The organism is Streptomyces kebangsaanensis, assembly GCF_001906585.1.
GTDB lineage: Bacteria > Actinomycetota > Actinomycetes > Streptomycetales > Streptomycetaceae > Streptomyces > Streptomyces kebangsaanensis.
Genome location: NZ_JUJA01000161.1, coordinates 18,873 through 34,525 on the forward strand (window position 1 = coordinate 18,873; position 15,653 = coordinate 34,525).

The 15,653-nt window shown below is 71.7% G+C and carries 14 protein-coding genes and 1 tRNA gene; 8 read left to right on the forward strand and 7 right to left on the reverse strand.

The genetic code is table 11. The annotated features are described in order from the left end of the window. The 4 genes from efeB to RH94_RS31175 all read left to right on the forward strand — a co-directional run. Window positions 1-1,119: iron uptake transporter deferrochelatase/peroxidase subunit (gene efeB / locus RH94_RS31160; RefSeq protein WP_234426153.1), on the forward strand; the 1,119-nt coding region annotated here is incomplete at its 5' end. 112 nt (window positions 1,120-1,231) lie between these two features. Beyond that, window positions 1,232-2,164, forward strand: coding sequence for a prephenate dehydratase (gene pheA / locus RH94_RS31165; RefSeq protein ID WP_073951692.1), 933 nt, complete (start codon window positions 1,232-1,234; stop codon window positions 2,162-2,164). A gap of 535 nt (window positions 2,165-2,699) precedes the next feature. Beyond that, window positions 2,700-3,977 (forward strand): serine--tRNA ligase, encoded by a 1,278-nt coding sequence (serS, locus tag RH94_RS31170; protein ID WP_073951693.1) that lies wholly within the window; start codon window positions 2,700-2,702, stop codon window positions 3,975-3,977. Continuing rightward, entirely contained in the window at window positions 3,974-4,786 is an 813-nt protein-coding gene (locus tag RH94_RS31175) for an HAD family hydrolase (protein ID WP_073951694.1), read from the forward strand. The genes serS and RH94_RS31175 overlap by 4 nt, the downstream gene beginning before the upstream one ends. A gap of 55 nt (window positions 4,787-4,841) precedes the next feature. Here the strand turns inward: RH94_RS31175 and RH94_RS31180 are convergent. The 6 genes from RH94_RS31180 to RH94_RS31205 all read right to left on the reverse strand — a co-directional run bounded on the left by RH94_RS31180 (window position 4,842) and on the right by RH94_RS31205 (window position 9,044). Beyond that, a tRNA-Ser gene (locus RH94_RS31180) sits at window positions 4,842-4,926 on the reverse strand. Between the two features lie 265 nt (window positions 4,927-5,191). Next, the gene (locus RH94_RS31185) at window positions 5,192-5,431 is read right to left on the reverse strand and encodes an SGM_3592 family protein (RefSeq protein ID WP_073951695.1); all 240 of its coding nucleotides are present in this window, start codon (window positions 5,429-5,431) and stop codon (window positions 5,192-5,194) included. Between the two features lie 102 nt (window positions 5,432-5,533). Continuing rightward, on the reverse strand, window positions 5,534-6,253 hold the full coding sequence (locus RH94_RS31190) for an ABC transporter permease (RefSeq protein ID WP_073951696.1): 720 nt from the start codon (window positions 6,251-6,253) through the stop codon (window positions 5,534-5,536). 10 nt (window positions 6,254-6,263) lie between these two features. Then, window positions 6,264-7,175 carry an ABC transporter ATP-binding protein gene (locus RH94_RS31195; protein WP_073951697.1) on the reverse strand — a complete coding sequence of 304 codons (912 nt, stop codon included), beginning with the start codon at window positions 7,173-7,175 and terminating at the stop codon, window positions 6,264-6,266. Then, window positions 7,172-8,080, reverse strand: coding sequence for a hypothetical protein (locus RH94_RS31200; protein ID WP_073951698.1), 909 nt, complete (start codon window positions 8,078-8,080; stop codon window positions 7,172-7,174). The genes RH94_RS31195 and RH94_RS31200 overlap by 4 nt, the downstream gene beginning before the upstream one ends. Continuing rightward, entirely contained in the window at window positions 8,070-9,044 is a 975-nt protein-coding gene (locus RH94_RS31205; protein ID WP_073951699.1) for an ABC transporter ATP-binding protein, read from the reverse strand. Before RH94_RS31205 ends, RH94_RS31200 begins: the two co-directional genes overlap by 11 nt. Before the next feature lie 139 nt (window positions 9,045-9,183). Here RH94_RS31205 and RH94_RS31210 point away from each other — a divergent pair, with 139 nt between their 5' ends. From RH94_RS31210 to RH94_RS31225, 4 genes are all read left to right on the forward strand, one after another. Next, window positions 9,184-11,052 carry an SDR family oxidoreductase gene (locus RH94_RS31210; RefSeq protein WP_107428873.1) on the forward strand — a complete coding sequence of 623 codons (1,869 nt, stop codon included), beginning with the start codon at window positions 9,184-9,186 and terminating at the stop codon, window positions 11,050-11,052. A gap of 37 nt (window positions 11,053-11,089) precedes the next feature. Further along, window positions 11,090-11,638, forward strand: a complete 549-nt coding sequence (locus RH94_RS31215) for an RNA 2'-phosphotransferase (protein WP_073951700.1) — start codon at window positions 11,090-11,092, stop codon at window positions 11,636-11,638. 91 nt (window positions 11,639-11,729) lie between these two features. Then, window positions 11,730-12,632: an LLM class flavin-dependent oxidoreductase gene (locus tag RH94_RS31220; protein WP_073951701.1), complete on the forward strand. Its 903-nt coding sequence runs from the start codon at window positions 11,730-11,732 to the stop codon at window positions 12,630-12,632. Between the two features lie 49 nt (window positions 12,633-12,681). Beyond that, a complete protein-coding gene (locus RH94_RS31225) occupies window positions 12,682-13,569 on the forward strand; it encodes a Cof-type HAD-IIB family hydrolase (protein ID WP_199881099.1) in 888 nt (295 codons plus the stop codon). A 45-nt stretch (window positions 13,570-13,614) separates the two neighbouring features. Here the strand turns inward: RH94_RS31225 and cydC are convergent. Further along, the coding region (gene cydC / locus RH94_RS45055) for a thiol reductant ABC exporter subunit CydC (RefSeq protein ID WP_234426154.1) at window positions 13,615-15,653 on the reverse strand (2,039 nt) is incomplete at its 5' end.

The following is a 15,653-nucleotide window of genomic DNA, read 5'->3' on the forward strand; positions in this document are numbered from 1 at the left end:
CCCGCCGGCGCCACCCCGCTCACCTCGCTCGGCGCCGACCGGACGATGTTTCACGGGAAACATCAGCCCGGCATCACCGACCCCCTGCAGGCCCGCGGCCATCTCATAGCCTTCGACCTCGCGGCCGGCGCGGGCCGCAAGGAGGCCGCCGCGCTGCTGCGCCGCTGGTCGGCGACGGCCGAGCGGCTGATGGCCGGCGAGCCGGCCGGCCACGACGACACCGGCGTCGCCCTGGACGCCGGCCCCTCCTCGCTGACGGTCACCTTCGGCTTCGGCCACTCCTTCTTCGACCGGACGGGTCTGCGCGGGCAGCGGCCCAGCGCTCTCGACCCCCTGCCCGACTTCTCCTCCGACCAGCTCGACAAGGCCCGCAGCAACGGCGATCTGTGGGTGCAGATCGGCGCGAACGACGCGCTGGTCGCCTTCCACGCCCTGCGCGCCCTGCAGAAGGACGCGGGCGGTGCCGCCCGTATCCGCTGGCAGATGAACGGCTTCAACCGCTCCCCCGGCGCCACCGCGCACCCCATGACGACCCGCAACCTCATGGGCCAGGTCGACGGCACCCGCAACCCGAAGCCGGCCGACCCGGACTTCGACCAGCGCGTCTTCGTGCCCGCGAACGGTGAGCCGGCCTGGATGGCGAACGGCTCCTACGCCGTCGTACGCCGCATCCGCATGCTCCTCGACAACTGGGAGAAGCTGTCGCTCGCCCGGCAGGAGGACGTCATCGGGCGCCGCAAGTCCGACGGTGCGCCGCTCAGCGGGGGCACCGAGACGACCGCGATGGACCTGGAGAAGACCGGCAAGGACGGCAGCCTCGTCGTCCCGGTCAACGCGCACGCCCGTATCACCCGGCCCGACCAGAACGGGGGCGCGGCCATGCTCCGGCGTCCCTTCTCCTACCACGACGGCTTCGGCGCCGGCGGCACCCCCGACGCGGGCCTGCTGTTCATCTGCTGGCAGGCGGACCCGCTGCGCGGCTTCGTGCCGGTACAGCGCAAGCTGGACCGCGGCGACGCGCTGTCGCAGTACATCCGGCACGAGGCGAGCGGGCTGTTCGCGGTGCCGGGCGGGGCGGCCGAGGGCGAATACGTGGGGCAGCGGCTGCTGGAGGGGTGAGCGCGGCGGGAGGGGAGCGCGCCGTTCGGGTGGGGTTACGCGGATTCACTCTCGGGAGGGGCTCCCGTGAGACGGGCGAGCCTGCCCCCCGAGCGGCCATTAGGGTGAGGTCATGCCAGCGAGCTACGCGTACCTCGGCCCCGAGGGCACCTTCACCGAAGTCGCCCTGCGCACCCTTCCCGAGACGGCCACCCGGGAGCTGATCCCGTACGTGTCCGTGCAGTCCGCGCTGGACGCGGTCCGCGCCGGTGAGGCCGAGGCCGCGTTCGTGCCGATCGAGAACTCCGTCGAGGGCGGCATCACCGCCACCCTCGACGAGCTGGTCGCGGGCGAGCCGCTGATGATCTACCGCGAGGTGCTGCTGTCGATCACCTTCGCGCTGCTGGTCAGGCCCGGCACCAAACTGTCCGACGTCAAGACGGTCACCGCCCACCCGGCCGCCCAGCCGCAGGTGCGCAACTGGCTGAAGGCCCACCTCCCGGACGCCGTCTGGGAGTCGGCCGCCTCGAACGCGGACGGCGCCCGCCTGGTCCAGGAGGGCCGCTACGACGCCGCCTTCGCCGGTGAGTTCGCGGCCGCGCGCTACGGGCTCGTGCCCCTGGAGACGGGCATCCACGACGCCGAGAATGCTCAGACGCGGTTCGTACTGGTCGGCCGGCCCGCCCGGCCCGCCGCCCCGAGCGGAGCGGACAAGACCTCCGTAGTGCTGTGGCAGCGCAACGACCACCCCGGTGGTCTGCGCGACCTGCTGGGCGAGTTCAGCACCCGCGGCATCAACCTGATGCTGCTGCAGTCCCGCCCGACGGGCGCGGGCATCGGCAACTACTGCTTCTGCGTCGACGCCGAGGGCCACATCAACGACCGCCGGATGGCCGAGGCCCTGATGGGGCTGAAGCGGATCTGTCTGCAGGTGCGCTTCCTCGGTTCGTACCCGCGGGCGGACATCGGCGTGGCGGACGTACGGCCTCCGCTGGCCGGGACCTCGGACGGGGAGTTCATGGCGGCGGCGGACTGGGTGGCGCGCTGCCAGGACGGTCGTTTCTAGCCAGGTCGTTCGTTTCCAGCCGGGCCGACGTTATCCACAGAAGTTGTCCACAGGTCTTCTTCTCGACCAGGGGACAAGTCGATATCTGCGGGCGATTCGATCGACAAATCCCCTTGCGCCCCACTGGAGGGATCAGGGTGGACAAGCCACCCTTCGTCCACTCGCCTCCTTTGATTCATCTTTTGGGGCGACCTCTTTCCACCCGAAAGTGGCCGTCAGTCCGGTTCGAGCCAGGAATTCCTCCTTCCCGCCACGGTTTCCGGAGTGATCAATTCCGGCTTCCACAGATCTTTCGCACAGCCTGTGGATAACTTTCCGGAACATGTGGATCACCGTGCGCCGCTGTGGACAACGCGAGCCCAAGTGCCGGTCCGCGCGGGGAAATTCAGTCAACCGTACGTCCGCCGCCCACCCTGCCCCAGAAAACGGGGCAGCCCTTGCCCGTACAGGGAGCAATTCCCCCATAACGGTACGCAATGCACGGTTCGGAATACTGGGTCGTGAGGCGGAACGCCGCACCGGTAGCCTTGACCGCGTGATTGACCTTCGCCTGCTCCGTGAGGACCCCGACCGTGTGCGCGCCTCCCAGCGCGCCCGTGGAGAGGACGTCGCGCTCGTCGACTCCCTCCTCTCTGCCGACGAGCGGCGCAGGTCGTCCGGCGTCCGCTTCGACGAACTGCGCGCCGAGCAGAAGGCGCTGGGCAAGCTCATTCCCAAGGCCTCCGGCGAGGAGAAGGCCGAACTGCTGGAGAAGGCGGGCCGGCTCGCCGCCGACGTCAAGGCGGCCGACGCCGAGCGCGACGCGGCGGACGCCGAGACCCAGGAGCTGCTGCTCCGGCTCGGCAACCTCGTGCACCCCGACGTGCCCGTCGGCGGCGAGGAGGACTTCGTCACGCTGGAGACGCACGGCACGATCCGCGACTTCGACGCCGAGGGCTTCACGCCCAAGGACCACCTGGAGCTCGGGCAGTCGCTCGGTGCGATCGACGTGGAGCGCGGTGCGAAGGTCTCCGGTTCGCGCTTCTACTTCCTCACCGGTGTCGGCGCCCTGCTGGAGCTGGCCCTGGTGAACGCGGCGGTGGCCCAGGCCACCGCGGCCGGCTTCACGCCGATGCTGACCCCCGCGCTGGTCCGCCCGCAGTCGATGGCCGGAACCGGCTTCCTCGGCCAGGCCTCCCAGGACGTGTACCACCTCGACAAGGACGACCTGTACCTGGTCGGCACGTCCGAGGTGCCGCTGGCGGCGTACCACATGGACGAGATCATCGACGCCGACCGCCTGCCGCTGCGGTACGCCGGCTTCTCGCCGTGCTTCCGCCGCGAGGCCGGCTCGCACGGGAAGGACACCCGCGGCATCTTCCGCGTGCACCAGTTCGACAAGGTGGAGATGTTCTCCTACGTCGCCCCGGAGGAGTCGCAGGAGGAGCACCGGCGGCTGCTGGAGTGGGAGAAGCAGTGGCTGACCTCGCTGGAGCTGCCGTTCCGGGTCATCGACGTGGCCTCGGGTGACCTGGGCGCCTCGGCCTCGCGCAAGTTCGACTGCGAGGCGTGGATCCCGACCCAGGGCAGGTACCGCGAGCTGACCTCGACCTCGGACTGCACCGAGTTCCAGTCCCGCCGCCTGCAGATCCGGGTGCGCGAGGGCAAGAAGGTCCGTCCGCTGGCCACGCTCAACGGCACGCTGTGCGCCGTACCGCGCACGATCGTCGCGATCCTGGAGAACCACCAGCAGGCCGACGGCTCCGTACGGGTGCCCGAGGTGCTGCGTCCCCACCTCGGCGGCCGGGAGGTCCTGGAACCGGTGGCCAAGTGAGCCGTTCCGCCGAGCCCTTCCCCTACAAGCTGATCGCCACCGACCTCGACGGCACCCTGCTGCGCTCCGACGGGTCGGTCTCGGGGCGCACCCGTGAGGCACTCGCCGCGGCCACCGCGGTGGGTGCCGCGCACCTCGTGGTCACGGGCCGCGCGGTGCCCTGGACACGACACGTCCTCGACGACCTCGGCTACCGGGGCCTCGCGGTCTGCGGCCAGGGCGCCCAGGTGTACGACGCCGGGGAGCACCGCCTGCTGACCTCGGTGACCCTGGACCGGCAGCTGGCCGGGGTGGCGCTGGCCAAGATCGAGGCCGAGGTCGGTCCGCTGTACCTGGCGGCCAGCCGCGACGGCCTGGACGGCGAGGTGCTCGTGGGTCCCGGCTACGCGGTCTCGGGCCCGCTTCCGGCGACTCCGTTCACGGACGCCTCGGACCTGTGGAGCGCGCCCCTCAACAAGATCTACATCCAGCACCCGACCCTCACGGACGACGAACTGGCCGACGCGGCCCGCCGGACCGCGGGCGGTCTCGTCTCGGTCACCATGGCCGGCGAGGGCATCGTCGAGCTGCTGCCGCTCGGCCTGTCGAAGGCGACGGGCCTGTCGCTGGCGGCGCGGCGGCTGGGTCTGAGGGCGGCGGATGCCGTCGCCTTCGGTGACATGCCCAACGACGTCCCGATGTTCGCCTGGGCGGCCCACGGTGTGGCCATGGCCAACGCCCACGGGGAGCTGAAGGCGGTCGCGGACGAGATGACGGCCTCGAACGACGAGGACGGCATCGCGGTGGTGCTGGAGAGGTTGCTGGGCTGAGCTTTCGGTCTGTGCTCTTCGGCCTGTGCTCTTCGGCCTGTGCTTTTCGTCTGCGCGGAGGATGCACGGATCGAACGTGCGCGGGGGTGACCCCGACCACGGTTTAGCAAACCGGTGCCTTACCACTCGGCCAATCCTCCGGGTGGGCGGCCCACGCGAAGCGATTCGCGTGCTCGAAGCGGCCGCCCCGGGCAGCTCCCCGTGCGGGGCGGGCTCGACGGAGCGGGTAGTTACTCCGGAGCCCGCCGCGGGCCGCCCTGCAGGGAGCTCGGCGTACTGCCGTGCATGGACATCGCCCAGCTCCTCTCCCAGATCGTGACGCCGGCTTCGTCCGGCGTGGTGGACACCACCACTGTGCCGTGACGCCGGCGTCGACGCCACCGAATTAGCGGGCACCCGGCCCGGTCACCGGCGCCGCCGCCTACGCCGGCGCACCTTGCTGAAGAACCATCCCGCGGGCGGCTCGTCGGAGCGCCACGGCTGCGGCTCGGGCCGCTCGTGCCGCCAGCGCGCGGCGAGCATCCGGGCCCTCGCGGACGGCTCGGCGGTCTCGGCGGCCCGTATGAAGTCCGCGTCGAGGACGACGCCGTCCCAGGTGTCCTCGGTCCTCCCCCGTCCCTCGCTCTCCGGCGTCTCGGCTGCCATGTCCGTCCTCCCGGTCGTCCGCCCGCTTTGCCCAGTGTGCCCGGACAGAGGTGAAGCCTCCGTCAAGACCGGGCGGGCCCGCCCGCGGCGAAAGCGCCCGCCTCACTCCTCTCCGGCGAGTGTCAGGGACCGCAGCTTCTGCCCGGCGTACCAGGTGGCCAGCACGGTCACCACCACCAGCAGCACCGTCGCGGTCGGCAGTCCGACGTCGGAGGTGATCATGTCGCCGCCGGCGACCTTGTGGGCGACGGCCAGCGCCCACTGCTGGACGCTCAGCGTGCGTGCCCCGGGGACCAGGGAGCCGAACAGCGCCTCCCACACGAGCGCGTAGACGAGCCCGAAGACCACCGCGTGCCGGGAGACCGTGCCCAGCAGGAGGAAGAGGGCCGCGTAGGCGATCGAGGCGACCAGTGCGGCCACCGTGTAGGCCACGGCTATCTGCTGCCCGTTGCCGTTGAGGATCAGCCCGGCGACCAGGGTCGGCACCGCGGAGAACACCATGGTCACCGCGATCGCCACGATCAGCTTGGTGAAGATGATCGTCGGCCGCTTCAGCGGCTTGGACAGCAGGTACACCACCGAGCCGTCGTCGATCTCCGGCCCGATGGCGCCGGTGCCGGCGATGACGCCGATGATCGGGACCATGGTGGCGAGGGCGAACCCGCCGAGGACGTTCACCGTGGTCTGGTCGTCGGCTCCGGCGAGGGCACGGACGGCGGCGGCGATGACGATGAGCAGCAGCGGCAGCGCACCGAGGATGAGGGCCCGGCGGCGGCCGAGCAGGGCCCGGTAGGTGAGCCGGGCGACAGTGGGGTCGTACATCGTGGGCCTCCTACGCCGCGACCAGGTACGAGAAGACGGACTCGAGGGACTCGTCGGACGGCGAGACCGTGTGCAGCCGGATGCCGTGGTCCCGGGCCACCCTCGGCAGCAGGGCCGTGAACCGGCCGAAGTCGACGGCCTGGACACGCAGTGCGCCCTCGGCGAGGTCGACCTCGATGCCGGAGGTCGAGGGGTCGGCGATCAGCGCGGCCGCGAGCGCGCGGTCGTCGCTGGAGCGCACCAGGTAGCGGTGCGGGCGGTCGGTCATCAGACGGCGGATCCTGCGGAAGTCGCCGCTGGCCGCGTGGCGTCCGGCGACGACGACCTCGATGTGCCGGGCGAGCTGTTCGACCTCCTCCAGGATGTGGGAGGAGAACAGCACCGTGCGGCCCTCGTCGCCCATGCGCCGCAGCAGGTCCATCAGCTGCATGCGCTGGCGCGGGTCCATGCCGTTGAACGGCTCGTCGAGCAGGAGCAGCGAGGGGTCGTGGACGAGGGCGCTCGCCATCTTCACGCGCTGCCGCATGCCCTTGGAGTAGGTGGAGATCCTCCGGTCCTGCGCGTACTCCATCTCGACAGTGGCGAGCGCCTTCTGGGCGGCCTTGGCGCCCAGGCCGTGCAGTTCGGCGTTGGCGACGACGAACTCGCGGCCGGTGAGGAAGTCGTACATCGCCTCCCGCTCGGGGACGATGCCGATGTGCCGGTAGATCCGCTCGTTGCGCCACACCGGCTGCCCGTCGAGGGTGACGCTGCCGGTGGAGGGGGCGAGGAAGCCGGCCATCATGTTGATCAGCGTGGACTTTCCGGCGCCGTTGGGGCCGAGCAGGCCGGTGACGCCGGGACCGATCGTCATGGTGATGTCGTTGACGGCGACCACGTTGCCGAACCAGCGGGAGACGTGGTCGATGCTGAGGGTCGTCACAGTCCCACCTTCTTGTAGCGGCGCAGCAGGAGGCCGTACGCGGCGGCGATGAGGCCGAGGACGGCGAGGACGTACACGATGCCCTCGCCGGTGCCGGGGCCGACACCGCCGGGTGCCGAGGAGGTCGCGCCCAGGAAGGCGGTCTGCACTCCGTCGATCAGGGTGACCGGCGAGAACAGGCCGATCCAGGGGATGGCGCCGGTGTTGTTCCGGGCGTCCGCGATGGCCTGGAGGGTGGAGACGGCGCCGTAGGAGATGGTCAGCACGGCGATCACGGCGGCTATGCCGAAGCCGCGGCGCGGGGTGACGGCGGCGATGACCAGGCCGATGCCGGCGAAGAGCAGGGAGAGCAGCGCCACGGAGACGAGTCCCTGGGCGAATCCCTTGGTCTGGTCGGCGAAGTCCAGCTTGGCCAGCAGCGCGCCCACGTAGAGCACCAGCAGCGGGGCGGCGGTCAGGATGAACATCGCCGAGGCCAGCGCGGCGTACTTGGCGCGGACGTAGTCGGCGGTCTCGATGGGCCGCGAGAAGTACAGCGGCACGGTCTTGAAGCGCAGGTCGCGGGAGACGGACTGGGGCGCCTGCGAGGCGACGTAGAGGCTGATGACGCCCTGCATGATGAGGGCGTTGTCCGTGTAGGCGATGGGCAGGTCCTTGGCCTTGGTGGCGACCGCTACGGCGACCATGATGGCCGCGGGCACGCACATCACCACGAACAGCAGCATGGGCAGCACCTTGGACTTCACCGAGCGGCCGAGGCCGTAGGCGCCTCGCAGGGACTGCGAGTACAGCGAGCGGCGGGCGTAGGCGCGGCCCAGGCGGGGGCCGTCGTAGCTGCGGTAGCCGATGTCGTGGATGCGGGCCCGGTCACCCGCGGGCGGTGCCGCGGAGTGCTCAACTGCCATGGCCGACCGCCTCCTTCCGCTGTCCGTCGCGCTGTTCGTCGTTGTCCCGGAAGACCTCCGAGATGTGGTGCCGGCGCTGCTCCATGCGCACCAGGCCGAGGCCGAGGTCCGCGATCACGTCCCGCACCAGGTCGTACGTCTCCTCACCCTGCGCGGTGAGCAGCAGGACGTGGCCGGCGCCCGGCAGGCCCGTGCCGTCCTGGGTGTCCACCCCGCGCGCGTGGAGCGCGTCGCGCACCGCGCGGGTGCCGTCCGGATGCTCGTCGCTGTCGGTGACCTCGATGGCGAGGGTGGTCGTGGTCTGGGTGAAGTCGGTGGTGGAGCTGGAGCGCAGCAGCTTGCCGCCGTCGATGACGACGACGTGGTCGCAGGTGCGTTCGAGTTCGCCCAGCAGGTGGGAGGTGACCAGGACCGAGATGCCGAAGTCGGTGTGGATGCGGCGGATCAGGCCGAGCATCTCGTCGCGGCCCACCGGGTCGAGGCCGTTGGTCGGCTCGTCGAGGAAGACCAGTTGCGGGTCGTGCACCAGGGCCTGGGCGAGCTTGACGCGCTGTTTCATGCCGGTGGAGTAGCCGCCGATGGGGCGGTAGCGCTCCTCGTACAGGCCGACGTGGCGCAGGGTGTCCGCGGTGCGCTCGCGCGCGGCCGTCGGGGGCAGGCCGGACATGCGCGCCATGTGGACGACGAACTCGGTGGCCGAGACGTCGGGCGGCAGGCAGTCGTGCTCCGGCATGTAGCCCACGCGCTCGCGGATGGCGGCGCCCTTGGTGGCGACATCGAGACCGAGCACTTCGGCGCGGCCCTCGGTGGCGGGGGACAGACCCAGCAGGATCTTGATGAGTGTGGACTTGCCGGCTCCGTTGGCGCCGACGAGTCCGGTCACACCGGGTTCGACGTCCACGGAGAGCCGGTCGAGCGCGGTCACCCGGGGGAACCGCTTGCTCAGGCTTTCGGTCGCGATCACAGTCACGCCCTCGACGGTAGTGACCCGTGCCACGCACGTCGTCAGACCCGAGAGCCGTCTTGGCATCAGACTCGAGTATTACGGGGACCTTAGGGGTCACACCCTCAGGTCTCACACGGTCTCGGGAGAGGTGACGCGCGTGGTGCCGCTGAAGGGCGCGCGGGAGCGCCGGGTCCGCACGGGCGGGGTCGAGCTGTGCGTGGCCGAACTGGGGGACCCCCGGCAGCCGACGGTCGTCCTGGTGCACGGCTACCCGGACAGCAAGGAGGTCTGGTCCCGGGTGGCCCGGCGCCTGGCCGGCCGGTTCCACGTCGTGCTGTACGACGTGAGGGGCCACGGCCGCTCCACCGCGCCCCTGCCGCTGCACGGCGGCTTCACGCTGGAGAAGCTCACGGACGACTTCCTGGCGGTCGCGGACGCGGTCAGTCCCGGCAGACCGGTGCATCTCGTGGGGCACGACTGGGGCTCGGTGCAGTCCTGGGAGTTCGTCACCGTCCGGCGCGCCGAGGGCCGGATCGCCTCCTTCACGTCCGTGTCCGGTCCGTCCCTGGACCACTTCGGCCACTGGATCGGCACGCGTGTCAAGCGCCCCACTCCGCGCCGGGTGGGCCAGCTCCTCGGCCAGGGCGCCAAGTCCTGGTACGTGTACCTGCTGCACACGCCGAAATTGCCCGAACTGGCCTGGCGCGGCCCGCTCGGCAGGCGCTGGCCCAGGATTCTCGAGCGTGTCGAGAAGCTGTCCGCCGACGACTACCCGACCTCGTCGCTGCCCCGGGACGCGGCGCACGGCACCTGGCTGTACCGGGACAACGTCCGCGCCCGGCTGCGCAGGCCGCGGCCGGACGCCTACGCGCGCGTGCCGGTGCAGCTCATCACGCCCCTGGAGGACGCCTTCCTGTCGGAGTGCCTGTACGACGGCCTGGAGCGGTGGGCCCCGGACCTGGTGCGCCGTGTGCTCCCCGCCGGGCACTGGGTCCCGCGCACCCGGCCCGACCAGCTGGCGGCCTGGATCACGGACTTCGTGACCGCCACCGAGGGCGGGCGGCCACGGCCCGCCGCCGGGAAGTACGCCGACCGCTTCGCCGGGCAGCTCGTGCTGATCACGGGCGCGGGCAGCGGCATCGGACGGGCCACGGCGTTCGCCTTCGCCGAGGCGGGCGCGCGTGTCGTGGCCGTCGACCGGGACGCCGAGGCCGCGGCCCGCACCGCCGAGCGGTGCCGGCCGCTCGGTGCGCCGGCCGCCTGGGCCGAGCCGGTGGACGTCGGTGACGAGCGGGCCATGGAGAAGCTGGACGAGAAGGTCGCCGCCGAGTACGGCGTGGTGGACGTACTGGTGAACAACGCCGGCATCGGTCTGTCCGGCTCGTTCTTCGACCACACCCCCGAGGACTGGCGGAAGGTCCTCGGCGTCAACCTGTGGGGGGTGATCCACGGCTGCCGGCTCTTCGGGAAGCGGATGGCCGAGCGCGGGCAGGGCGGCCATATCGTCAACACCGCGTCCGCGGCGGCGTATCAGCCCTCGAAGGCCCTGCCCGCCTACAGCACGTCCAAGGCGGCGGTGCTGATGCTGAGCGAGTGCCTGCGCGCGGAGCTGGCCGGGCGGGGGATCGGCGTCACGGCGGTCTGCCCCGGCTTCGTCAACACGGGCATCACGTCAACGGCGCACTTCACGGGTGTCGGCGCGGAGGAGGAGAAGCGTCTGCGGCGGCGCACGGCCCGTCTGTACGGGCTGCGCGACTACCCGCCGGAGAAGGTGGCCGACGCGATCCTGCGCGCGGTCGTGCGCGACGACGCGGTGGTGCCGGTGACGCCGGAGGCACGTCTCCTCCACGCGATGTCGCGTTTCGCTCCGCGGGCGCTGCGCAGGCTCGCGCGGGTGGAGCCGCCGCTGGGAACCGCCGATTCCGGCACAACGCCCCGAAACAGCGGCCTGTTGTCCACAGGTTCTGCCAATTCTCCTGTGGATAAAGCAAGTTGGCTGTGGATCAAACCTCCCGGGCGATATTGAGCTGCGTGATGTTCGTCTCCCCCGGCAAGCTGGTCGGATGGACGAAAGGCGCACCGTGAAGGTGTCGAAGTACCTCTCCCGACACCTCCGCCACCAGCCCGGGAGGATCGGGCTCACTCTCGACGAGGGCGGCTGGGTCGAGATCGACACGCTGCTCGTGGCGGCGGCCGCCCACGGTTTTCGCATCTCGCGCGGAGAACTGGACCATGTGGTCGCCACCAACGACAAGCGGCGCTTCGCGATCGAGGGCACCCGTATCCGCGCCAGTCAGGGCCACAGCATCGAGGTCGACCTCGCACTGCCGACCGCGACCCCGCCGCCGTACCTCTACCACGGAACGGTGGCCCGCAACCTGCCCGCCATCCGCATCGAGGGCCTGCGGCCCATGAACCGGCACGACGTGCACCTCTCACCCGACCGCGAGACCGCGACCCGCGTCGGCGCCCGCCGTGGCCGTCCGGTGGTGCTCGCCGTGGACGCGGCCGCCATGCACCGCGATGGTCATGTCTTCCACGTCAGCGCCAACGGGGTGTGGCTGACGAAGACCGTGCCACCTCGCTACCTGCGGTTTGCCTCCCACCACTGAGTCCGGTCCGGCACGGTCGGCGACCTGGACCACCCGGCCGCACGCGGTGATGGTTTCACGTGAAACGTTTGCGGGCGCTTAGGCTCGGTCCATGAGTCTGCGCCTGAGCACCGTGATCCTTCCGTACCGTCGCTGGCAGGAGGGCGGCCGTTCGGCATGGACCCGTGCCGAACAGCTCGGCTTCCACGCCGCTTACACCTACGACCATCTGTCCTGGCGCAGCTTCCGGGACGGCCCGTGGTTCGGGGCGGTCCCGACACTGACCGCCGCCGCGGCCGTGACCGACCGGCTGCGGCTGGGCACGCTGGTGACCTCGCCGAACTTCCGGCACCCGGTCACCCTCGCCAAGGAGCTGATCTCCCTCGACGACATCTCCGGCGGGCGGATCACGCTCGGCATCGGCGCGGGCGGCACCGGCTTCGACGCCACCGCGCTCGGGCAGGAGCCCTGGACGCCGCGGGAGCGGGCCGACCGGTTCGCCGAGTTCGTGTCCCTGCTCGACCGGCTGCTGACCGAGGACGCGGTGTCCTACCGGGGCGACTTCTACTCCGCCCACGAGGCCCGCAACATCCCCGGCTGTGTGCAGCGGCCCCGGCTGCCGTTCGCGGTGGCCGCGACCGGTCCGCGCGGGCTGCGGCTCGCGGCGCGGTACGGGCAGGCGTGGGTGACCACCGGTGACCCCAAGCTGTACGAGAACGGCACGCCGGAGCAGTCCGTCCAGGCCCTCCGCGTTCAGGCCGAGAAGCTCGCGGACGCCTGTGCCGAGGTGGGCCGTGACGTTGCCGCGCTCGACAAGGTCCTGCTGACCGGATTCACCCCGGACCGGGGACGTCCGCTGGAGTCCCTCGACGCGTTCGTCGACTTCGCCGGCCGCCACCAGGAACTGGGTTTCACCGAGATCGTGATCCACTGGCCCGTCCCCGACTCGGACTTCGCCGCGGAGGAGAAGGTCTTCGAGCGGATCGCCCTGGAAGCGCCCGCTCAGCTGACGTGACCGAGACAACCCCTCAAATGTGCGGAGTGCCGCACGGTCGTGCGGGCATATGCGGGACAATGCCCCGGTGACCTCAGCGACCCGACAGCCCGAGACCCCGGCCGCCGCCCTGCCGCCGCGGCTGATCGCCACCGATCTCGACGGCACTCTGCTGCGCGACGACAAGTCGGTCTCCCCCCGCACGATCGCCGCCCTGGCAGCCGCGGAGGAGGCGGGTATCGAAGTCTTCTTCGTCACCGGCCGCCCGGCCCGCTGGATGGACGTGGTCAGCGACCACGTCCACGGGCACGGCCTGGCGATCTGCGGCAACGGCGCGGCCGTGGTCGACCTGCACGGCGGCCCCGGCGCCCACCGCTTCGTGAAGGTGCGCGAGCTGGCACGGGAGATCGCGCTGGACGCGGTACGGCTGGTGCGCGAGGCGGTACCGGGCACGGTGTACGCGGTCGAGCAGACGTACGGCTTCTATCAGGAGCCGGCCTATCCGAAGCTGCACATGGAGATACCCGACACCCTCGCGCCCGCCGAGGAGTTGCTGGCGCCGGACGGGGCCGGAGCCGGACAGCCGATCCTGAAGATCCTCGCCTACCACCCCACGCTCGACCCGGACGCGTTCCTCACCGTCGCCCGGCTCGCCGTCGGCGAGCACGCCACGATCACCCGGTCCAGCCCCAGCGCCCTGCTGGAGATCAGCGGCCCGGACGTCTCCAAGGCGAGCACTCTGGCGCTGTGCTGTACCGAGCGCGGCATCTCGCACGAGGAGGTCGTCGCCTTCGGCGACATGCCGAACGACATCGAGATGCTCACCTGGGCCGGCCGGTCCTACGCCATGGGCAACGCCCATCCCGACGCGATCGCCGCGGCCTCGGGAATGACGTTCGCCAACAACGAGGACGGGGTCGCCGCGGTGATCGAACAAATGCTGGGGGAGCGGCTGTAACGAGCGCGCTGCCCATCCGGCAGGAACCGACACACGGGTGAGCCGCTACCCCGCCCCCGCCAGCAGCTGGGTCTCCGCCTCCCGCTCGGCCATTCGCCGCAGCGGTCCCGGCAGTGCGGCCAGCTCCGCGTACGCCCCTCGCTGGACCACGCGCCCCTGGTCCAGGACGATCACCTCGTCCACGGCCTCCAGCCCGGCCAGGCGGTGCGTGATGAGCAGCGTCGTACGGCCCTCGGTGGCGGCCAGCAGATCGGCGGTGAGCGCGTCGGCGGTGGTCAGGTCGAGGTGTTCTGCGGGCTCGTCGAGCACGAGCACCGGGAAGTCGGCGAGCAGCGCACGGGCCAGGGCCAGCCGCTGCCGCTGTCCGCCCGACAGCCGGGCCCCGTGCTCGCCGACGAGCGTGTCGAGTCCGTCGGGCAGGGTGTCGGCCCAGTCCAGCAGCCGGGCCCGTGCGAGGGCGTCCCGCAGTTCGGCCTCGGTCGCGTCCTTCTTCGCGAGCAGCAGGTTCTCCCGCACCGAGCTGTCGAACAGGTGCGCGTCCTGGGCACACAGTCCGACCAGCCGTCGTACGTCGTCGCCGGCCAGGGCGTGGGCGTCGACGCCGCCGAGGGTGTAGGTGCCCGCTTCCGCGTCGAGGAAGCGCAGCAGCACCTGGGCGAGCGTGGTCTTGCCGGACCCGGACGGCCCGACCACGGCGACCCTGCGGCCCTCCTGGAGCGTCAGGCCGACATCGGCCAGCGCAGGCCGTTCCTGGCCCGCGTGCCGGGCCGTCAGGTCGCCGACGATGAGCGGGAACGGTGAGGCGGGCGCCTGCCGGGGCCGCTCCGGCTCACGAACGGGTTCGGGGGCGTCCAGGACCTCGTGCACCCGCTCCGCACTGCGCCGCACCCGTTGCCGGTACTGCACGGCGAGCGGCATGCCGAGGACCGCTTCGAAGGCGGCCAGCGGGGTGAGGACGACGACGGCCATGGTCACACCGGCCAGCCGCCCGTCGGCGACCGCCTGGACTCCGACGAGTGCCGCCGCCGCGACGGTCAGCCCGGAGATCAGGGCGATGAGTCCGTCACCGAGCGCGGTGGCGGTGGCGGCGCGCGAGGCGATCCGGGTCAGCATGCCGTCGGCCCGCCGTGCCGCGTCGGCACGGGCGGGCAGGGCACCGGCGACCGTCAGTTCGGCGGTTCCGGTGAGCAGGTCGGCCGTCCGGGTGGCGAGGGCGCCGCGTGCGGGGGCGAGCCGGTGCTCGGCGCGCCGTGACACGACCCCGGTGACAAGGGGGACGCCCGCCCCGGCCGCGAGCAGGCCGGCGGCGAGCACCGCACCGGCCTCGGGCAGCAGCCAGGTGGTGAAGGCGACGGAGACGGCGGACACGGTCAGTGCCGCACCGGCGGGCAGCAGCCAGCGCAGCCAGTAGTCCTGCAGGGCGTCCACGTCCGCGACGAGCCGCGTGAGCAGGTCGCCGCGACGCATCCGGCGCAGCCCGGCGGGTGCCAGCCGTTCCAGCCGCCGGTAGACGGCCACCCTCGTATCGGCCAGCATCCGCAGCACGGCGTCGTGCGACACCAGTCGTTCCGCGTAGCGGAAGACCGCCCGCCCGATGCCGAAGGCCCTGGTCGCCGTGACGGCCACCATCAGGTAGAGCACGGGCGGCTGCTGGGACGCCCGCGAGATGAGCCATCCGGACGTGGCCATCAGCCCGACCGCGCTGCCGAGCGCGAGGCTGCCGAGCAGGAGGGCGAGGGCGAGACGGCCGCGCCGGGGTCCGGACATGGCCCGGACCCGGCCGAGAACGCCACCCGCCGCCGTCGTGGTCTCGATCCCTGGTCCGGCCGGGGTGGCGGTGCGTCCCGGCTGCGGCTCTTCCGCCGACCGTGCCGCGGCGCTCGGGACCGCGGTCCGCGCGAATACGGGGGACTCGGCCTCGTCGAGGCGCACCACTCGGTCCGCCACCTCCAGCAGGGCCGGCCGGTGGACCACCAGCAGCACCGTCCGCCCGGCGGACAGGCGTCGCACCGCTGCCACGACCTCCGCCTCGGTGGCTCCGTCCAGTGCGGCCGTCGGCTCGTCGAGCAGCAGGACGGGCCGGT